The sequence below is a fragment of the Glutamicibacter sp. ZJUTW genome (assembly GCF_008370855.1).
Taxonomy (GTDB): Bacteria; Actinomycetota; Actinomycetes; order Actinomycetales; family Micrococcaceae; genus Glutamicibacter; species Glutamicibacter nicotianae.
On sequence record NZ_CP043624.1, the window covers coordinates 1,709,564 to 1,728,044 of the forward strand.

Here is an 18,481-nt window from a genome sequence, read left to right on the forward strand (position 1 = left end):
CAACGGAGTCATCTCGTGGGAAATTTCCTGAACTTGCTGCTGCGCCGGCTCGCCGCGCTGCCGGTGATGATCCTGGGCATTTCGCTTCTGGTCTTCATCATCCTCAAGCTCGCCCCCGGCGACGAGGCCACCAGCGCCCTGGGCGAAGGCGCCAGCCTGGCCGCCAAAGAAGCCTACCGCGAAGAACGCGGGCTGAACGACCCCCTGTTCATCCAATACTTTTCCTTCCTCGGCCGCCTGATCCAGCTGGACTTCGGCACCACCACCCCGCCGGCCCAGTCCGTCACCGGGATGATCGCCAAGGCCTTCCCGCTGACCTTGCAGCTGACCTTCCTCGGTGTGGTGATCGCCGTGGTCATCTCCCTGGCCTTCGGCATCCTCGGCGCCCTGTACCGCGACCAGTGGCCCGATCAGCTGGTGCGCATCTTCTCCATCGCCGCCATCGCCACCCCTTCCTTCTGGCTCGGCATCCTGCTGATCCAGTGGCTCGCCCTGGGCAGCAATCCGCTGTTCCCCTCCGGCGGCGCCGCTCCGGCCGGATCCGGTCCCGGCGCCTGGCTGCAGCATATGGCGCTGCCCGCCCTGGCGTTGGCCATTCCGGTCTCCGCCTCGCTGATCCGCGTGGTGCGCACTTCCATGGTCGAGGAACTGGACCGCGATTACGTTCGCACCGCCATCGGCAACGGTGTGCCGCGCGGCGAGGTGGTCAGCCGCAACGTGCTGCGCAACGCGCTGGTCACCCCGGTGACCGTGCTGGGCCTGCGCATCGGCTATCTGCTCGGCGGCGCCGTGGTCATCGAGATGATCTTCTCGCTTCCAGGCATGGGCCAGCTGATCATGAACGGCATCACCAACCAGGACACCAACCTGGTCCAGGGCGTGGTGCTGGCGATCGCCATCACCTTCGTGCTGGTCAACATCGCCGTCGACCTGCTCTACCTGCTGATCAACCCACGAATTAGGACGGTGTAGCAATGACCATCATGGCACCGCGCAACAAGCTCGTGCAGCGTCTGTCCGACTCCGGCGCACGCTTCACCTCCCTGCCCATCGGGTCCAAAATCGCCCTGGCCTTCCTGCTGTTGGTCGGCATCGTGGCGCTGATCGCCCCGCTGATCGCCCCGCACAACCCGCTGGCCACCGGCCTCCCGGCCCAGCCGCCGGGTGCCGAGCACCTTTTCGGCACCGACCGCCTGGGCCGCGACATCCTCTCCCGCTTGCTCTACGGCGCGCAGTCCTCGCTGCTGGTGGGCCTGGGCTCCGTGGCTTTGGCCCTGGTGGCCGGCGGCCTGCTCGGCTCGCTGGCGGCCACGGGTTCCAAATGGGCCAACGAGACCATCATGCGCATCATGGACATGCTCATGGCCTTCCCCGGCATCGCGCTGGCTGCCGCGCTGCTGGCCTCTCTGGGCAACACCCTGCCGGTGATCATCATCTCCATCGCGGTGATCTACACCCCGCAGATCGCCCGCGTGGTGCGCGCCAACGTGCTCGCCCAGTGGGGCGAGGACTACGTGCGGGCCGAACGGGTCATCGGCGCCGGGCGCTTCACCATCCTGCTCACCCACGTGGTGCGCAACTGCGCCGCCCCGGTGCTGGTCTTCGCCACCGTGATGGTCGCCGACGCGATCATCCTCGAAGCCTCGCTGTCCTTCCTCGGCGCCGGCATCCAGGACCCGGCACCGAGCTGGGGCAACGTGATCTCCTACGGCCGCACCCTGGTGCTCAACGGCGCCTGGTGGGCCACCACCTTCGCCGGCGTGACCATTCTGCTGACCGTGCTGGCGCTGAACATCCTGGCCGAAGGCATGACCGACGCGCTGGTCAACGTCAAGGGCTCGGCCAAGAAGAAGGCCGCCGGCGAGGAAAAGGCGCAGGTCGCCAAGCAGGCAGCCGACACCGCCGAGACCGAGCGGCTGGACGCCGAGCTCGCGGCGCTGGCCCGCACCGAGGCTGCGCGCACCGACCGCCTGGTGCTCGACACGTCCTCAAGGGTTCCGCGCACTATCCTGCAGGTCGAGAACCTCTCGATCCGCTTCCCTCAGCGCTACGGCGACACCCCGATCGTGCAGAACGTGTCCTTCGCGGTGCGCGAGGGCGAGACCATGGCGCTGGTCGGCGAATCCGGCTGCGGCAAGTCCATCACCTCGCTGGCCATCATGGGCCTGCTCGGCAAGAGCGCCAAGATCTCCGGCTCTATCCGCTTCGAAGGGCGCGAGCTGCTGCCGGCCACCGCGGACGGCGGCACCCTGGCCGGGGACGACAAGGTCTACCAAGGCCTGCGCGGCGAGCAGATCGCGATGGTCTACCAGGACGCCCTCTCATCCTTGAATCCTTCGATGCTGATCGGCGACCAGCTGCGCCAGCTCACCCGCCGCGGCGGGCGCAAGAGCCCGGCGGAACTGCTGACCCTGGTGAAGCTGGATGCGGCGCGGACCATGAAGTCCTACCCGCATGAGCTCTCCGGCGGGCAGCGCCAGCGCGTGCTGATCGCCATGGCACTCTCGCGCAGTCCCAAGCTGGTGGTCTGCGACGAGCCGACCACCGCGCTGGATGTCACCGTGCAGAAGCAGGTCGTCGACCTGCTCAACGAACTGCGCGAGCAGCTGGGCTTCGCGATGGTCTTCGTCTCCCACGACCTGGCCCTGGTGGCCTCGCTGGCGCACCGCGTCACGGTGATGTACGCAGGCCAGGTGGTGGAGTCAGGGCCGATCAGCGACGTGCTGATCGCTCCGCACCACGAGTACACCCGCGGCCTGCTCGGTGCGGTGCTCTCCATCGAATCGCAGGCCGACCGCCTGCACCAGATCCCGGGCACCGTGCCCAGCCCGTACGATTTCGCCGACGGGGACCGCTTCGCCGAACGCTCCCAGCGAGTTGGCGCGGACCCGCAAGCGCACCTGGCCTTCGTGCCGGTGGCGCCGGGCAGCGAGCACCGCTGGGCCAGCCACCTGCCGCAACCGGCGGCCAGCACGCCAGAACAGTCAGGAGCAGCGCGATGAGCCAGCACCCCTCAACCCCGGTCATCGAACTCAAGGACGTCCACGTCCACCACAAGATCCGCGGCTCCAAGCTGTTCTCCCCGCGGCTGGTCAAGGCCGTGAACGGCGTGGACTTCACCGTGCGCCGCGGCGAGACCGTGGGCATCGTGGGCGAGTCCGGCTGCGGCAAGTCCACCCTGGCCTCGGTGCTCGTTGGCCTGCAGGAGCCCACCCGTGGCACCGTGCTGTTCCAGGGCGCCCCGGCAGGACGGCGCAACGCCGCCGCCCGCAAGCAGTTCGGGCGTGCGGTCGGCGTGGTCTTCCAGGACCCGTCCACCGCGCTGAATCCGCGCATGAGCATCATGGACACGCTCACCGACCCGCTGCGCGTGCACGGGATCGGCACCGCCGGCTCCCGCCGGGCCACCGCGCTGGAGCTGCTGTCCGTGGTGGGCCTGCCGGCCTCGGCGGCTTCGGCCCTGCCCAGCCAGGTCTCCGGCGGCCAGCGCCAGCGCGTGGCGATCGCCCGCGCCCTGGCCCTGGAGCCGGAGGTGATTGTCGCCGACGAGCCGACCAGCGCGCTGGATGTCTCGGTGCGCGCCCAGGTGCTGAACCTGCTCACCGACCTGAAGGCGCAGCTGAACCTGGGGATGGTGTTCATCTCCCACGACATCCAGACCGTGCGCTATGTCTCGGACCGGATTTGCGTGATGAACGCCGGGCAGATCGTGGAACAGGGCGATGCCGCCCAGGTCTTCGACACCCCGTCCAACGACTACACCCGCACCCTGCTCGGCGCCGCACCGGCGCTGCTGCAGCACTAGGCATCCAAGAAATTCCCGGTCCGGCCGATGCCGGACCACCAGTAGAAAGAACCAAGTCCCGTGGCTTTTGCGAACAACCCCAAATACACCGGCGTGATCCCGCCGGTCATCACCCCGCGCACCGCAGACGGCGTGATCGACACCGCCGGCCTGGAGGCAGTGGTGCAGCACCTGCTGGCCGGGGGAGTGACCGGCCTGTTCGTGCTCGGTTCCTCCGGCGAGGTGCCCTACCTGTCCAATGCCGAGCGCGAGCTGGTGGTCTCCACCATCGCTGCGGCCAACGACGGGCGCGTGCCGCTGATCGTGGGCGCCAACGAGCAGACCACCGCCCGCGTCATCGAGGAGGGCCGGCGCATGATCGAGCTCGGGGCCCAGGCGCTGGTGGTCACCACCCCTTACTATGCGCTGTCCAATGCCGCGGAGATCGAGGCGCACTTCCGCGCCATCCACGCCGCCCTGGATGTGGACATCTTCGCCTATGACGTACCGGTGCGCACCCACGTGAAGCTGCCCCTGGATGTGGCGATCCGCCTGGCCAAGGACGGGGTCATCGTGGGCGTGAAGGACTCCTCCGGCGACGACGTGTCCTTCCGCCAGCTGCTGCTGGCCACCGGCGGCATCGAGGGCTTCTCGGTCTTCACCGGGCACGAGGTCGTGGTGGACGGCGCGCTGCTCGGCGGCGCGCACGGCGTGGTGCCGGGCCTGGGCAACGTGGATCCGGCAGGCTACCGCCGCCTGTTCGACGCCGCCGTGACCGGCGACTGGGCGCAGGCCGCCAAGGAGCAAGACCGCCTGGCCCGCGTCTTCGACATCGTCTACACGCCTGATCCCTCCCGCGTCTCCGGCGGCGCCGCCGGCCTGGGCGCCTTCAAGACCGCCCTGGTCGAGCTGGGCATCATCGGCAACAACACCATGAGTACCCCAATGGAATCGCTGAATGCCGCCGAGGCCGCGGCCATCCGCGCGATTCTGGCCGAGACCGGCCTGCTCGCCGCGGTAGCCAGCTAGGCGCGCGCGATGCTGGACGCCGAACGCGGCGCGGTCATCGCACTGGACGTGGGCGGGACCAAGATTGCCGGCGCGGTGCTAAAGCCCGAGGGCAGGATGCTGGCCACCGGGCAGCTGCCCACCCCGGCCGCTGACGGGGCGGCGGCGGTGCTCGATGCCATGGCCCGGCTCGTGGACGAGCTGCGCGCCCAGTCGGCGGTGCCGGTGGCCGGCCTGGGCCTCGGGGTAGCAGGGGTCATCGACCCGGCCACCGCCCGGGTGCTCTCGGCCACCGACACCATCGCCGGCTGGGGCGGCACCGACCTGGCCGCCGGATTGCGCGAACGCACGGGCCTGGCCGCCCGGGCCGTCAACGACGTGCACGCCCACGGCCTGGGCGAGGCCCGCTACGGCGCCGGCAAGCAGGCTAGGAGCGTGCTGCTGCTGGCGGTGGGCACCGGTGTCGGAGGATCCCATGTGATCGGCGGGCGGGCGCAGTACGGCGCCCACCGGGTCGCCGGGCACATGGGGCATATCGATTCGCCGCTGGCCGCGGGCCTGGCCTGCTCCTGCGGGCGCACCGGGCATGTGGAGGCCATCGCCTCCGGCCCGGGCATCCACCGGCACTACCTTCGCCTGGGCGGAGACCGGCAGGTCGCCGACACCCGGCAGGTCGCGGCGCGTGCCGCGGACGGGGACGAGCGGGCCGTCGAGGCCCTGCGCACCGGGGCACGGGCCGCGGGCCTGGCCGCCGGGTCGCTGGCCAATGCGCTGGATCCGGAGCTGGTCATCATTACCGGCGGGATGGCCGGGGCCGGCGAGATCTGGTGGAATGCGCTGCGCGAGGGCTTCGCGGACAGCGCCATCGACGCGCTGCGCAGCACTAGCCTGGTGCCGGCGCAGCTGGGCACCGAAGCCGCCTTCTACGGGGCGGCCAGCCTGTTCTGGAACGAGGAAGGGAAGGACGCCTGATGCTGCTGTCCAAGGAGCGACTCGAGGCACTGCGCGGGAAGCTGGTGGTCTCCGCCCAGGCCTATCCGGGCGAGCCGATGCGCCACCCGCAGACCATGGCCCAGATGGCTGCCTCCGCGGTGATCGGCGGGGCCGCGGCCATCCGCGTGCAGGGCCTGGCCGATATCCAGTTCACCCGCTCGGCCGTCGAGGTTCCGGTCATCGGCCTGTTCAAGGACGGGCACGAGGGCGTGTTCATCACCCCGACCGTGCACCATGCGCTGGCCGTGGCCCAGTCCGGGGCGCACATCGTGGCCCTGGATGGCACCCGCCGCGAGCGACCGGACGGCAAGAGCCTGGCCCAGACCATCAAAGCCGTGCATGAACTCAGCGGCGCGCTGGTGATGGCCGATTGCGGCAGCCTGGACGATGCGCTGGCTGCCGCGGAGGCCGGGGCCGACCTGGTGGGCACCACGTTGGCCGGCTACACCGGTGAGCGTCCCAAGACTGACGGTCCGGATCTGGAGTTGCTAGAGCAGATCGCCGCGGCCGGGCTGGAGTGCCCGCTGGTGGCCGAGGGCCGCATCCATACTCCGGCCCAGGCCCGCTTAGCCCTCGAGGCCGGCGCTTTTGCCGTGGTGGTCGGGACCGCGATCACCCATCCGGCCACCATCACCTCCTGGTTCAGCGACGCGTTGGGCGGCGGTTCCTGACGCCGGAAGCCGGGGGTACCCCAGGGGCGGGACGCACAGCGTTCCGTCCCTGGGGTTTTCTATTTATTCCACCAAAGTACTTTTGACATGGAGATAATTATTCAGATTAAATCGGAAACCACTAGCCAAGGTAATGCACGCCACATACACTGGGGGTGACGTCCTACGTCATCCCTCTAGCGGATCACCGCGATCATCCCATCCCCAGTGAGAGGACTCCGCCCTTGAAACCTGTTATCCACCGATCACGCCGGCGCCGGCCGCTGGCCCTGGCCGTGGCAGCCGCGCTGCTGGTGCCGTTGTCTGCCGCCTCGCCAGCGCAGGCTGCCGGTTCGGCCACCGAAGCCGACCCGGGCGCCGCGCCGGGGCAGTTCACCGAGACCAACCTCGGTGCGGACCGCACCGAGGCCGATTTCTTCTACCGCATCCCGGCGCTGCTGCACCTGGGCGACGGGGTGGTGCTCGCCTCCTGGGATGCCCGGCCGGGCAGCGCCGCCGACGCGCCGAACCCCAACTCCATCGTGCAGCGCCGCAGCACCGACAACGGCAAGACGTGGGGGCCGATGACCACGATCGCCGCCGGGTTCGCCGGCAGCGCCGAGGAAGGCAAGTACGGCTATTCCGATCCCAGCTACGTCCACGACGAGCAGACTGGCAAGGTCTTCGCCTTCTTCGTCTACTCCAAGGACCAGGGCTTCCATGGCAGCACCTGGGGCAATGACGACGAGAACCGCCAGGTGATCAGCGCCGCGGTGGTCGAATCCTCCGACGGCGGGCTGACCTGGAGCGAGCCGCGGCTGATCACCGATGTGGTCAAGCCCGGTGACAGTGCCGTGCCCGGCGCGGTGCGCAGCACCTTCGCCACCTCCGGCGCGGGCATCCAGCTGTCCCGCGGCGAGTACGCCGGCCGGTTGATCCAGCAGTATGCCGGGGATGTCATGCAACCCGACGGGTCCCGCAGCATCCAGGCCTATTCGGTGTACTCCGACGACCACGGTGCCACCTGGCAGCGCGGCAAATTCACCGGCAGCCGCATGGACGAGAACAAGGTCGTGGAGCTCTCCGACGGCCGGGTCATGCTCAACTCCCGCGATTCGGCAGGCGGCGGCGACCGCAAGGTGGCCGTATCGGAGGACGGCGGCCACAGCTACTCCCAGGTTTCCGCGGACCATCAGCTGCCCGACCCGACGAACAACGCCCATATCACCCAGCTGTATCCGGGCGCCGAGGCCGGCAGCGCCGAGGCGAAGAAACTGCTGTATACCGGGGCCAATTCCAAGACCGGCCGGCAGAACGTCTCCGCCCGGGTTTCCTGCGACGACGGGCAAACCTGGCCGGGGCTGCGCACCATCCGGCGCGGCTTCTCCGCGTATTCGGTGGCCAGCGCCCTGGACGATGGACAGTTCGGCGTCTTCTATGAGGGGGGCTACACCGACTCCATGCAATTCGCCAGCTTCGACGAGCAATGGCTGAATTACGTGTGCGCGCCGCTGGCCGCGCCGGAACTCACCGCCGCAGCCGGGGAGCAGGCCGAGCTGGAAGTCACGATCGCCAACCAGGAGGACCGCGCCATCAGCGGCACCTTGGCGCTGGCCGAAAGCAGCCAGGCCACCGCCGAACCGCTGGCCATCGAGCCGCTGGAGGCCGGGCAGTCGCGCACCGTGGCCCTGCCGGTGGACATCTCGGCGCTGGCCAATGGCACCCAGCAGCTGCAGCTGGTGTTCACCGAGGCCGATGGCACCCAGTCCCAGGGGCTGGTCAACGCGCAGATCAACGGCCAGGAGGTCACCGGCATCGAGGTGACCGGTCAGCGCGCCGACTCCGGCCGCGACGTGGCTACCGACCCTTATGCCGACGGCGAGAAGGTGCCGTACAGCTTCACCGTGAAGAGCACCGGCAACATCAACCAATGGGTGGTGCCCACCGAGGGCAACTTCGCTCCTTTCGCCGCGAAGCCGGTCGGCGAGCCCAGCGAGGCCGGCAACTGCCGCTACTCCAACTTGGCTGCCGGCGCCTCCTACCAGTGCACCACCCCGCGCCATGCGGTGACCGCCGAGGACCTGTCCAACGGATACTTCACCCCGCAGACCACCTGGACATCCGGCAAGCTCGGGGACTACGCGACGGTCGCCAACGAATACCGGATCATCGGCGACGAGGTCGACCTGCTGGTCCGCGCCCCGGGCCTGGAAGCCCACGCCGGGCAGCCGGTGCTGGCCGACCTGGACGATGACGGCTACGCATCTGCCGGAGACACCGTCAGCTATGAGGCCACCGTTCAGAACACCGGCAACGTGCGGCTGACCGGCATCATCGGCGGCGGGATCGAGATCCCGGAGCTTGCCGCGGGTCAGAGCGCCACGGCCACCGTCACCCGCCAGCTGCAAGCCTCGGATATCGAGCAGGCCAAGCTGGCTGAAGCCGCCGAAACGCTGGCCGGGAACAACGGGGCCAAGCAGGCCACGGCCGAACTGGTGCTGCCGGCCTTGGACCTGCCGGTGCAAGAACAGGAGGAAGCCTCCGGCAAGCCGGGCAAGGCCGTGCTCTCGCACGACAACGGACAGGACAGCGGGCTGCAGGACGGCGACTACACGATCACCATGGATTTGCGCCACGGTTCCAACGCCACCGAGTTCATCCTGTATGAGAACGGCGAGCAGATCGCCCGCCAACCACTGGCTGCGAGCGGCCAGGAAGCCCAGCAGGCCAGTGTCGGCATCACCGGCAAGGCGAACGGCACCTACAAGTACCAGGGCGTGCTGCGCAACGCTGCCGGCCAGCGCAAAACCGCGGTGCTGGCCGTGAAGGTCACCGATGCCGCGCCGGGCGCGCCGAAGCTCAGCGCCCAGGTTGATGCTCAGGCCGGCACGATCACGGTGAGCAGCGAGCTGCGGTGGGGCACCAACGCCACCAGCTACCAGTTATTCGAGAACGGCAAGCTGGTCGATGAGCAGCAGCTGGACGCCGACACCCCGAACGCGCAGCAGGCCACGACGGTTCTGGAGGACCGTGCACCGGGAACCTACCGATACCGGGCGGCCGTGGCGAATGCCGCCGGTTCCACCGATAGCAAGCAGCTGGTGGTGCGGGTGAAGTAGCACGGTGGCAGGCCGGATCCTGGTTCCCGTCGCCAACCCCGCCGCCAGCAGGGCGCGCGTCCGTTTCCGGGCGCGCGCCCTTCTCGCCTAGGCTTGGGAGCGAGAATTGTGTTGAACAGCATGAACGGAGAATCAGTGGACGTCTTTATCAAAGGCCCTTCCAAGCGCGACGTAGCTGGCATGAAAGCGGCCTTCGGCGAGGTCCAGGGCGGCGATGTCCTATCGGTGCTCTACAAGACCGAACGTTTCGGCAACTTCTTGATTACCGGGGCCGCGCACGCGACCGTGCTCGATGACGTGATGGTCGGCGGGTTGAACGCTGCCGCGGCGAAGAAGAAAGCCAAGGACGCCGAGGGCGGCGAGATCATGCAGCGCCAGCCTGACAAGGACGTGCGCGCCTTCCCTGCCGTCTTCGAAGGCGATTTCGCTCCGGAAGACATCGAGGTTTCCGAGCTGTCGCATGGCGATCTGGTGGTGGCTTCCTTCAGCCAGGAACCATACGGCGATTTCGTGGTGACCGGGGTGGTGACCGAAGCCGAGAAGGACCGCGGCTACCTGATGGTCGGCCCGTGGATCCTGCAGACCGCGCAGGGACCTGCCACGCGGCTGCGCTCGGTGCAGCGGGTGGCGGCCAACGGCACGCATGTGGCTCCGGTGCCTACCCGACGCGGCCTGGTCGAGGTCGACGGGCTTTAATCCGCGAAGATTTCCGGGGGACTGGGGTGAATGAGCTGATCCGCCATTCACCCCAGTCTTCTTTTAAGGCGTGGTGATGGTGGCGGTTTTCGCGTCTGGCTGTGGCCAATACCCGGGAAATGGTCCAAGAGATCAGCGCCATTCGCGAATCATGGAATACCCGCTTCTCTTCGCGAGTGAGCAGCAACGCCTGGAGGACCCTGGATCTGCTGATGCAAAAACCAGTGATTGCAGCAGCCTCCGCGGCCAGAGTCCGGGCGTGAAACCGCCAAGCATCTACCCGCCTCTTCAAGCGCTCACGAACTGCGGCATCTTGCAGTCCAAGAAGGAACACAAGCTCGGCTCATTCTGGCGCAGCGATGAGATCCTGCACGCTATCGATCACTTTGCTGAACGTGCCGGGCGCAACCGGCAGGTTCAATTCGAGGCAAGTCGAGCACAACCTACTGGAGGCAGCATTCGCCAGCAGTTTTTGAGATCAGGGACCCAGACGCATATGGATGCGCGACCAGTCTGCGCTCCCGGAGCGGAGGACCTAGCCATGGGCCGGGATGCTGCTGCACGCACGTCGGCATGCCCACCATACTCGGCGGGTGCGTGGTCATCGCCTGCGCAGTGCTGGACGTAAGATCAAGGAACCAGCATAGTGAACAGGACTTCCATGATGACATCGCCAGATAGCACCGGAACGGTGCCCGTGACTGCATTGACCGGGCTCAGCGCCTTTCCGCTCACCCCGTTGAAAGACGGCCAGCTCGATCAGACCGCCTTCGCCGGACTGGTGCAGCGCCTGGTTGCCGCCGGGGTGGATTCGATCACCGTACTGGGCTCGACCGGTTCGTACATGTACCTGGATCGTGCAGAGCGCGAGCGCGTCATCCGATTGGCAGTGCAGCACGCTGCCGGGATACCGGTGCTGGCCGGCGTCGGCGCCATGCGCACAGAGCACGTGCTGGCGCATATTGATGATGCCCGGGCCGCCGGCGCGGCCGGAGTGCTGCTCGCCCCGGTGGGCTACCAGCGGCTGGATGATGACGAGGTCTTCGAGCTGTTCCGGGCAGCCACCGGGCGCAGCGAGCTGCCAGTGGTCGTCTACGATAATCCGTCAACCACCCATTTCACCTTCAGCAACCAGCTCTACGGGCGGATCGCGCAGTTGCCCGGGATCATTTCCATCAAGATTCCCGGGGTTCCGGCAGATCCGGAAAAAGCGCGGGCGCATGTCGCCGCGATCAGGGCGGTGCTTCCCGAGCAAGTCGGCATTGGCGTCTCCGGCGATGCGTTCGGGGCAGCCGGGCTGATCGCTGGGTGCGATACATGGTTTACCGCGGTGGGCGGGACGATCCCGGTACCGATGCTTGGGATCACGCGTGCGGTGCAGGCGGGTGAGCCCGCGAAGGCGCTGGCTCTCAGTGAAGACCTGCAACCTCTGTGGGAGCTGATCGGGCAGTGCGGCAGCCTGCGCGTCAGCGCCGCCATCGCCGAGCGTCAGGGATTGGCTGCGCCCGATTGCCTGCCGTTGCCGGTCCAGGGGCTGAAACCGGATCAGCGCGCCCAGCTAGCGCTGATGCTCGACCGGTTGGGGCTGGCAAGTCTCTAGCGAGTCGGAGCCAGATCCAGTTCCGCCAGGTCCAATTCCACCAGGGCCAGGCTCCTGTTGCGGTTGACGACAGTGAAGCCGGCAGCTTCGAAAGTTGCCAGGACACCGGTAAACAGTCCGGCACTGTCCTTGGCATTGATGCTGGTATCGGTGGGGCGGGCGCGCAGCACGCTGGCGCCGTTCGCGCGGGCATGCTCGATTGCGCCGGCCAGCAGCTGGGCCGAAATGCCTTGGCGGCGGAATTCGGGGCGGATAACGAAACAAGTCAGCACCCAGATGGATTCGCCGGCCTGGTGCCCGCGGGGGCGGAAGCGCGGGTACCGCCCGCTGGGCCCGACCTGCACCCAGCCTGCCGGCTGGCCATCGGCATAGGCGAGCAGGCCGGCGGGAATGCCGGGGCCGCTGACCTGTTCGCGCAGGGCAGTATCATTGCTGGCCGCGCCGCGGTTCCATTGCTCATCGATGAAGTACTGGCATTTGCACCACGAGGGATCGCCCCGCACACCGAAGATGAGTGCCAGGCCATCCCAGCGAGAGGCATCTGCAGGCAAGATTTCTAGTTCCATCAAGTCTTCTTCGGGGACTGGTTCCGGGCGCCTGTGGGGCGTACCCTGTGGCTAACTGGATGTCGATCAAGGAAAGCGTGCCCACCACCATGCCACGAATAATCCGTTTTGACCATATCGGCATCACCGTTGCAGACCTCGATCTGGTGACCGCCTTCTTCATTGGCCTGGGCCTGCATGTCGAGGGGAGAGTCGACGGGATGGAAGGCGAGTTCCTGGAAACCGTGTGCGGGGTCAAGGACTCGCGCACGAACATCGTGATGCTCAAATCCGAGGATTCCTCCGTCGGCATCGAGCTGTCCAGCTTCGAGAAGCCCGCGCACGAACCGGGCAACCCGCACGCCATGGCCAATGAACTCGGGCTGCGCTCGATCGCGTTCGAGGTCGACGATCTCCAGGAGATGCTCACCGGCCTTGAAACCCAGGGCTATGGGCTGATCGGCGGGGTCGGCGAATACGAGGGCATGTGGAAGATGGCCTACGTGCGCGGTCCCGAAGGGCTGACCGTGGCGCTGGCCCAGCGGCTGGACAATTAATCCCAGCAGCCGCGACTACTGTTAAACGGCCGGAGCTCGGCCCCGCGGAATTTCCCCGGGGCCGGGCACCGGTGACCTGGCCTCAGGCAGGTACTAGCGCTTGGCCTTCTGCAAGGACTTCTCGCTGATCGGCGCATTGTCGCTGGCGCGCAGCTTGCGGAAATACTCCATGGCCTCGTCCTGGCGTTCTGCTTCGCCGCCCGAGGAGATGTCCGCACGCAGGTGGTCCTGGGTGTAGCCGAAGGCGTCCACCAGGTCCTGGGCATGCGGGCGCAGGCGGGCGAGCAGGCGGTTGATGTAGCCGGACAGGGTGCGGGCACGCTGCATCGAGAGCAGGCCGTTGGCCAGGTACCAGCCCAGGTCGTCCTCGATCAACGACAGCGCGAAGACATCGCGCAGCCAGGTCAGCACCTCGGTGGTGGCCGGATCGCCGGTCTTCTCGATGGCCGCGGTGAATGCCTCCCAGCGCAGCAGCTGGCCGTGATCGCGGGCCGCGGAGATCAGCAGGTCCTGGTTCTCGTTGAACGCGGCGGCGCCCTTGGCCTTGTCCTTCCCGGCGGCGCGCAGGGCGTTGGCCACCGAGGCGACCTTGGCATTGATGCGGTCGGCAAGCAAGGCTCGCTGGTTCTCCGGGTCCTTGAAGAAGTTGGCGCTCTTGCGCTCATCGGAGATGTCCGCGAAGGCCTGGCCCACGCTGCGCAGCCCGGAGCGGTGCAGTGCGGTGGTGCCTGCCTGCTTGGCCGCGTACAGCGCCATCGCGCCGGTGTCGAGCTTGCGGAACTCGGCCGCATAGTCGGTGAGCAGGCGCTTGCCCACCAGCTGCAGCAGCACATTGTTGTCGCCCTCGAAGGTCACGTAGACATCCAGGTCCGCGTAGAGCTGGGTGAAGCGGTTCTTGGCGATGAAGCCGGCGCCGCCACAGGCTTCGCGGCATTCCTGGATGGTGTCCAGTGCGTCCCAAGTGCTCAGCGGCTTCAGCGCGGCGGCGAGGGTTTCCAGGTCCTGGCGGTCGTCGTCGCTGTCGGCGCGGCCGGAGAACACCGCATCGAACTTGTCCAGCAGGCCGTCGTGGGCGAAGGAGGAGGCATAGGTGCGGGCCAGCCGGGCGATCAGCCGGCGCTGGTGGCGCTGGTAGTCCAGCAGGGTGGTTTCCTCGGTGTCCGAGGTGGAGTTGAACTGGCGGCGCTGGTTGCCGTAGGTCACGGCGATCTGCAGGGCGATCTTCGAGGCGTTGGTGGCGGCGCCATCCAGCGAGACGCGGCCCTGGACCAGGGTGCCGAGCATGGTGAAGAAGCGGCGGCCCGGCGAGGGGATCGGCGAGGAGTAGGTGCCGTCGGCGTCCACGTTGCCGTAGCGGTTGAGCAGGTTGGTGCGCGGAACACGCACGTTGGTGAAGTGCAGCCGGCCGTTGTCGATGCCGTTCAGCCCGCCCTTGAGCCCGTCGTCCTCGCCGCCGACGCCTTCCAGGAAGTTGCCGTCCTCGTCGCGGATCGGCACGTAGAAGCAGTGCACGCCATGGTTCACGCCCTTGGTGACCAGCTGGGCGAAGACGGTGGCTGCCTTGCCGTGCAGCGCGGCGTTGCCCAGATAGTCCTTCCAGGCGGCCTTGAACGGGGTGTGGATGACGAATTCCTCCGTGGCTTCGTCGTAGGTGGCAGTGGTGGCGACGGAGGCGACGTCCGAGCCGTGGCCGATCTCGGTCATGGCGAAGGCGCCCGGGGTCTTCAGGCTCATGGCATCCGGCAGCCACTTGGCGTGGTGCTCTTCGCTGCCCAGGTGCAGGATCGCTCCAGCGAACAGGCCCCACTGCACCCCTGCCTTGATCTGCAGCGATGGGTCGGCTGCCACCAGTTCCTCGAAGGCGGCCAGCGAGCCGCCGTGGTCATCGAAGCCGCCGAATTCCTTGGGGAAGGCACGCTGCACGGCCTCCTGCTCGACGAGGATGCCCAGCTGGCCGAGCACCCGTTCGCGGTGCTCGTCCATGCCCAGCAGCGGGTCGCGCTGCAGCTGCGGATTGGCGGCGCGGGCGCGCGAGGCCTTGCGGATTTCGGCGTAGGGGCCGAGCAGCTGCTCGGAGAGGGCGGTGACGTTGATGCGGTTCTCGCTCATGGCGTGCCTTTCATTTCGGTGGTGTCGGGTTTGGGATGCACTCAAGGTGCTTCAGCGGGTTGTCGGTGTCCGGGTGGAGGCGATGCCGTAGGCCAGCCAGTTGGTCAGTTCGGTGGCCAGCGACTGCAGCGACGGCTTGTTGGCGCCGGGCGGCTGGCTCAGCCATTGCTCGCCGGCGGCGCGGACCATGCCCAGGGCCGCACGCGGCCACAAATCGAGGGTGGCGGCGGTGGCGCGCTGGTCGTAGAGCTTGAGCAGGCGTTCGCTCATCAAGCTGGAGGCCTCCTCGAAGAAGGTGTTCAGAGCCCCGGCCGACTCGTCATCGGCCGAGCGCGGGGCGGAGGTCACGAAGAAGTACAGGTTGGGGCTGTTGTCGGCCAGTCCCAGATAGGAGGAGACCATCGCGTGCAGCGCGCTGATTTCGTCTTCCTTGGCCAGCCCCGCAGCGATGACGCGTTCGCGGAAGTCGTTGATCACCATGGCGCTCAGCGCCTGGCGCAGTCCTTCCTTGTCTCCGAAGTACCGGTAGTAGACGGGCTTGGAGGTGCGTGCGTGCCCGGCGATGTCTTCCATCGAGACCTGCGGGCCGAGCTCGTGCACTGCCTTGCGTGCCAGCTTGAGCAGCTCCTCGTGGCGCGCGGTGCGATGCGCTTCCCAGCGGGCTGCCCGGCCGTCGGTCTCGCGGTCGAATTCTTCGGTGATCTTGTTCACGTAACTCAGAGTATCATGTACTCTTGGTTACAGTAATACTTGTCACACCAGAATATTTACAGGAGTTCAACGAACATGAGCCAGCCTTCTGTGCGCAATGCCGTGATCATCGGTGGCAACCGCATTCCCTTCGCCCGTTCCAACACCGCCTATGTGAATGCGTCCAACCAGGACATGTTCACCGCCGCACTCGAGGGCCTGGTTGCCCGCTACGGACTGCAGGGACAGCGCATCGGTGCAGTCTCCGGCGGTGCGGTGCTCAAGCACTCCAAGAACTTCAACCTGATCCGCGAAGCGGTGCTCGGCTCCTCGCTGGATCACGCCACCCCGGCCTACGATGTGCAGATGGCGTGCGCCACCGGCATGGAAGCCATCGGCTCGCTGGCCAACAAGATCAAGCTCGGCCAGCTCGACTCGGCCATCGGCGGCGGCGTGGACACCACCTCCGACGCGCCCATCGCCGTATCCGATTCGCTGCGCGCGATCCTGATGGAACTTTCCCGGGCCCGCTCCACCAAAGCCAAGTTGGCCGCGTTGTCCAAGCTGCGCCCAGGCCACCTGGCCCCAGCGGCTCCAGGTACCGGCGAACCACGTACCGGACTGTCCATGGGCGACCACCAGGCGATCACCACCAAGAAGTGGGGCATCACCCGCGAAGCACAGGATGAACTGGCCTTGGCCAGCCACAAGAACCTGGCTGCCGCCTACGACCGGGGCTTCTTCAACGACCTGATTACCCCATTCAACGGCCTGGCCAAGGACAACAACCTGCGCGCCGACTCCAGCATGGAAAAGCTCGCCAAGCTCAAGCCGGCCTTCGGCAAGAACCTGGGCGAGGAAGCGACCATGACCGCTGGCAACTCCACCCCGCTGACCGACGGCGCCTCGACGGTGCTGCTGGGCAGCGAAGAGTACGCCCAAGCCAACGACCTGCCGATGCTGGCGAACTTCGTCGACTTCGAAGCCGCCGCGGTGGACTTCGTGCACGGCGGTGAAGGCCTGCTGATGGCCCCGGCCTACGCCACCGCCCGCATGCTCAAGCGCAACAACCTCACCTTGCAGGACTTTGATTTCTACGAGATCCACGAAGCCTTCGCCGGCACCGTGCTGTCCACGCTCAAGGCGTGGGAAGACGAGGAATTCTGCCGCGAGAAGCTTGGCCTGGATGCGCCGCTGGGCGCCATCGACCGGTCGAAGCTTAACGTGAATGGCTCCTCGCTCGCAGCGGGACACCCATTTGCCGCCACCGGCGGCCGCATTATCGCCAGCACTGCGAAGATGCTGCACGAAAAGGGTTCGGGCCGCGCACTGATTTCGGTCTGCGCAGCAGGCGGCCAGGGCGTCGTCGCTATTCTGGAGGCTCGCAACTAATGGCAGACAAGTACATGGAACTGGTCAACACCGGCCTGACCAAGAAGCTGGCCACCATGCTGGGCCTGCCGCGTCCGCCGCGGCTGCGCCGCTACAGCCCGGAAGCCGCGCTGCTGCCCGGCCCGGTATTGATCCTCGGCACCTCGGCCAAGGCGCAGGAATTGAGCGACACCTTGGTGTCCTGGGGCCTGGATGTGCGCCGCCACGACGCAGGGGAAGCCAAGCTCGGCGCTCTGGTCCTGCTGCTTGACGAGCTTGAACGCCCCACCGACCTCTCGCCGCTGATGCTCGCAGCCGGCCAGGCGCTGCGCAAGCTGCTTCCCGGCGGCCGCGTGGTCGCATTCTCCCGGCCCGCCGGGGATGATGATGCGCCCCAGCTGTCAGCCGTGCGCCAGGGCATCGATGGCGTGGTGCGCTCGATGGGCCGCGAAATGCGCGGCGGCGCGACCGCCAATGGCATCGTGCTCGACGCTGGCACTACCGTGGCCAGCCCGAGTGCGCTGGCCGCCTTGCGCTTCTTCTTCTCCGGGCGCAGCGCCTATGTGGACGGCCAATTCCTGACCGTGCGCACCAACGATGGCGTGCTTCCGGCTGACTTCGCCAAGCCGCTGGCCGGCAAGGTGGCAGTGGTGACCGGGGCCGCCCGCGGCATCGGCGCGGCCATCGCCAAAACGCTGTCCCGCGATGGGGCGCAGGTGGTCGTGGTAGACATGCCGGCCGCCGGCGAAGCGCTGGCCAAGGTGGCCAATTCCATCGGCGCCACCACCTTGCAGCTGGATGTCACCGCGGAAGATGCAGCGCAGCAGATCATGGATCACGCGATCGGCCGGCATGGCTCGCTGGATCTGGTGATCCACAATGCCGGAATCACCCGCGACAAGCTGCTGGCCAACATGGATGCCGGCCGCTGGGATTCGGTGATTGCCGTGAACATCGCCTCGCAGCTGCGCATGAACGAGGCCTTCCTGGCGGCCAAGCTGCCGGGCCTGCGCATCGTGTCGCTGGCGTCCACCTCCGGGATCGCCGGCAACCGCGGGCAGACCAATTATGCGGCTTCCAAGGGCGGGGTGATCGGCATGGTGCACGCCAGCGCCAAGCTGTTCGCCGAGAACGGCGGCTCCATTGCAGCGGTGGCCCCGGGATTCATCGAGACCGAGATGACCGCAAAGATCCCGCTGGGCACCCGCACCGTGGCCCGCATGGTCCTGCCCTCGCTGATGCAGGGCGGCCTGCCGGTGGATGTTGCCGAAGCCATCAGCTTCCTCGGCTCGGATGCCGCGGCCGGGCTGAACGGCCAGGTGCTGCGCGTCTGCGGCCAATCGCTGGTAGGTGCCTGAG

Annotated in this window: 15 protein-coding genes; 12 read left to right on the forward strand and 3 right to left on the reverse strand. The window is 67.4% G+C overall.

The window, feature by feature from the left end; translation table 11 throughout:
- Positions 1 to 15: 15 nt before the first annotated feature.
- The 9 genes from F0M17_RS08050 (at position 16) to F0M17_RS08090 (ending at position 11,850) form a co-directional block, all read left to right on the forward strand.
- Positions 16 to 972 (forward strand): ABC transporter permease, encoded by a 957-nt coding sequence (locus F0M17_RS08050; protein WP_038991012.1) that lies wholly within the window; start codon positions 16 to 18, stop codon positions 970 to 972.
- Between the two features lie 2 nt (positions 973 to 974).
- A complete protein-coding gene (locus tag F0M17_RS08055; protein ID WP_198934342.1) occupies positions 975 to 3,002 on the forward strand; it encodes a dipeptide/oligopeptide/nickel ABC transporter permease/ATP-binding protein in 2,028 nt (675 codons plus the stop codon).
- Positions 2,999 to 3,805: an ABC transporter ATP-binding protein gene (locus tag F0M17_RS08060; protein ID WP_149596885.1), complete on the forward strand. Its 807-nt coding sequence runs from the start codon at positions 2,999 to 3,001 to the stop codon at positions 3,803 to 3,805. The genes F0M17_RS08055 and F0M17_RS08060 overlap by 4 nt, the downstream gene beginning before the upstream one ends.
- A gap of 60 nt (positions 3,806 to 3,865) precedes the next feature.
- Positions 3,866 to 4,813 (forward strand): dihydrodipicolinate synthase family protein, encoded by a 948-nt coding sequence (locus F0M17_RS08065; RefSeq protein WP_149596886.1) that lies wholly within the window; start codon positions 3,866 to 3,868, stop codon positions 4,811 to 4,813.
- Positions 4,814 to 4,822: 9 nt separating this feature from the next.
- Entirely contained in the window at positions 4,823 to 5,764 is a 942-nt protein-coding gene (locus F0M17_RS08070) for an ROK family protein (protein WP_149596887.1), read from the forward strand.
- Entirely contained in the window at positions 5,764 to 6,456 is a 693-nt protein-coding gene (locus F0M17_RS08075; protein ID WP_038991016.1) for an N-acetylmannosamine-6-phosphate 2-epimerase, read from the forward strand. The genes F0M17_RS08070 and F0M17_RS08075 overlap by 1 nt, the downstream gene beginning before the upstream one ends.
- A 224-nt stretch (positions 6,457 to 6,680) precedes the next feature.
- The gene (locus F0M17_RS08080; RefSeq protein ID WP_149596888.1) at positions 6,681 to 9,554 is read left to right on the forward strand and encodes an exo-alpha-sialidase; all 2,874 of its coding nucleotides are present in this window, start codon (positions 6,681 to 6,683) and stop codon (positions 9,552 to 9,554) included.
- A 135-nt stretch (positions 9,555 to 9,689) separates the two neighbouring features.
- Complete coding sequence (locus F0M17_RS08085) at positions 9,690 to 10,250, forward strand: hypothetical protein (RefSeq protein ID WP_073706270.1); 561 nt, start codon at positions 9,690 to 9,692, stop codon at positions 10,248 to 10,250.
- 661 nt (positions 10,251 to 10,911) lie between these two features.
- Entirely contained in the window at positions 10,912 to 11,850 is a 939-nt protein-coding gene (locus tag F0M17_RS08090; protein WP_246857167.1) for a dihydrodipicolinate synthase family protein, read from the forward strand.
- Here the strand turns inward: F0M17_RS08090 and F0M17_RS08095 are convergent.
- Positions 11,847 to 12,416, reverse strand: a complete 570-nt coding sequence (locus tag F0M17_RS08095; RefSeq protein WP_149596891.1) for a GNAT family N-acetyltransferase — start codon at positions 12,414 to 12,416, stop codon at positions 11,847 to 11,849. The genes F0M17_RS08090 and F0M17_RS08095 overlap by 4 nt on opposite strands.
- Before the next feature lie 59 nt (positions 12,417 to 12,475).
- Here F0M17_RS08095 and F0M17_RS08100 point away from each other — a divergent pair, with 59 nt between their 5' ends.
- Entirely contained in the window at positions 12,476 to 12,952 is a 477-nt protein-coding gene (locus F0M17_RS08100; protein ID WP_246857168.1) for a VOC family protein, read from the forward strand.
- A gap of 93 nt (positions 12,953 to 13,045) precedes the next feature.
- On the opposite strand, the gene F0M17_RS08105 is transcribed toward F0M17_RS08100, so the two are convergent.
- Together F0M17_RS08105 and F0M17_RS08110 are read right to left on the reverse strand one after the other, a co-directional pair.
- Positions 13,046 to 15,061, reverse strand: coding sequence for an acyl-CoA dehydrogenase (locus tag F0M17_RS08105; RefSeq protein ID WP_149596892.1), 2,016 nt, complete (start codon positions 15,059 to 15,061; stop codon positions 13,046 to 13,048).
- A gap of 51 nt (positions 15,062 to 15,112) precedes the next feature.
- Entirely contained in the window at positions 15,113 to 15,772 is a 660-nt protein-coding gene (locus F0M17_RS08110; protein WP_121866796.1) for a TetR/AcrR family transcriptional regulator, read from the reverse strand.
- Positions 15,773 to 15,847: 75 nt separating this feature from the next.
- Between F0M17_RS08110 and F0M17_RS08115 the strand changes: the two genes are divergently transcribed.
- Both F0M17_RS08115 and F0M17_RS08120 read left to right on the forward strand, forming a co-directional pair.
- A complete protein-coding gene (locus F0M17_RS08115) occupies positions 15,848 to 17,143 on the forward strand; it encodes an acetyl-CoA C-acetyltransferase (protein WP_073706265.1) in 1,296 nt (431 codons plus the stop codon).
- The gene (locus F0M17_RS08120) at positions 17,143 to 18,480 is read left to right on the forward strand and encodes a 3-oxoacyl-ACP reductase (RefSeq protein WP_149596893.1); all 1,338 of its coding nucleotides are present in this window, start codon (positions 17,143 to 17,145) and stop codon (positions 18,478 to 18,480) included. Before F0M17_RS08115 ends, F0M17_RS08120 begins: the two co-directional genes overlap by 1 nt.
- Position 18,481: the final 1 nt, after the last annotated feature.

Excerpts from the sequence above, each read along its gene's own strand:
- F0M17_RS08055 (WP_198934342.1), top strand. The coding sequence starts at position 975 with ATGACCATCATGGCACCGCGCAACAAGCTCGTGCAGCGTCTGTCCGAC.
- F0M17_RS08060 (WP_149596885.1), top strand. The coding sequence starts at position 2,999 with ATGAGCCAGCACCCCTCAACCCCGGTCATCGAACTCAAGGACGTCCAC.
- F0M17_RS08070 (WP_149596887.1), top strand. The coding sequence starts at position 4,823 with ATGCTGGACGCCGAACGCGGCGCGGTCATCGCACTGGACGTGGGCGGG.
- F0M17_RS08075 (WP_038991016.1), top strand. The coding sequence starts at position 5,764 with ATGCTGCTGTCCAAGGAGCGACTCGAGGCACTGCGCGGGAAGCTGGTG.
- F0M17_RS08090 (WP_246857167.1), top strand. The coding sequence starts at position 10,912 with ATGATGACATCGCCAGATAGCACCGGAACGGTGCCCGTGACTGCATTG.
- F0M17_RS08095 (WP_149596891.1), bottom strand. The coding sequence starts at position 12,416 with ATGGAACTAGAAATCTTGCCTGCAGATGCCTCTCGCTGGGATGGCCTG.
- F0M17_RS08100 (WP_246857168.1), top strand. The coding sequence starts at position 12,476 with ATGTCGATCAAGGAAAGCGTGCCCACCACCATGCCACGAATAATCCGT.
- F0M17_RS08105 (WP_149596892.1), bottom strand. The coding sequence starts at position 15,061 with ATGAGCGAGAACCGCATCAACGTCACCGCCCTCTCCGAGCAGCTGCTC.
- F0M17_RS08115 (WP_073706265.1), top strand. The coding sequence starts at position 15,848 with ATGAGCCAGCCTTCTGTGCGCAATGCCGTGATCATCGGTGGCAACCGC.
- F0M17_RS08120 (WP_149596893.1), top strand. The coding sequence starts at position 17,143 with ATGGCAGACAAGTACATGGAACTGGTCAACACCGGCCTGACCAAGAAG.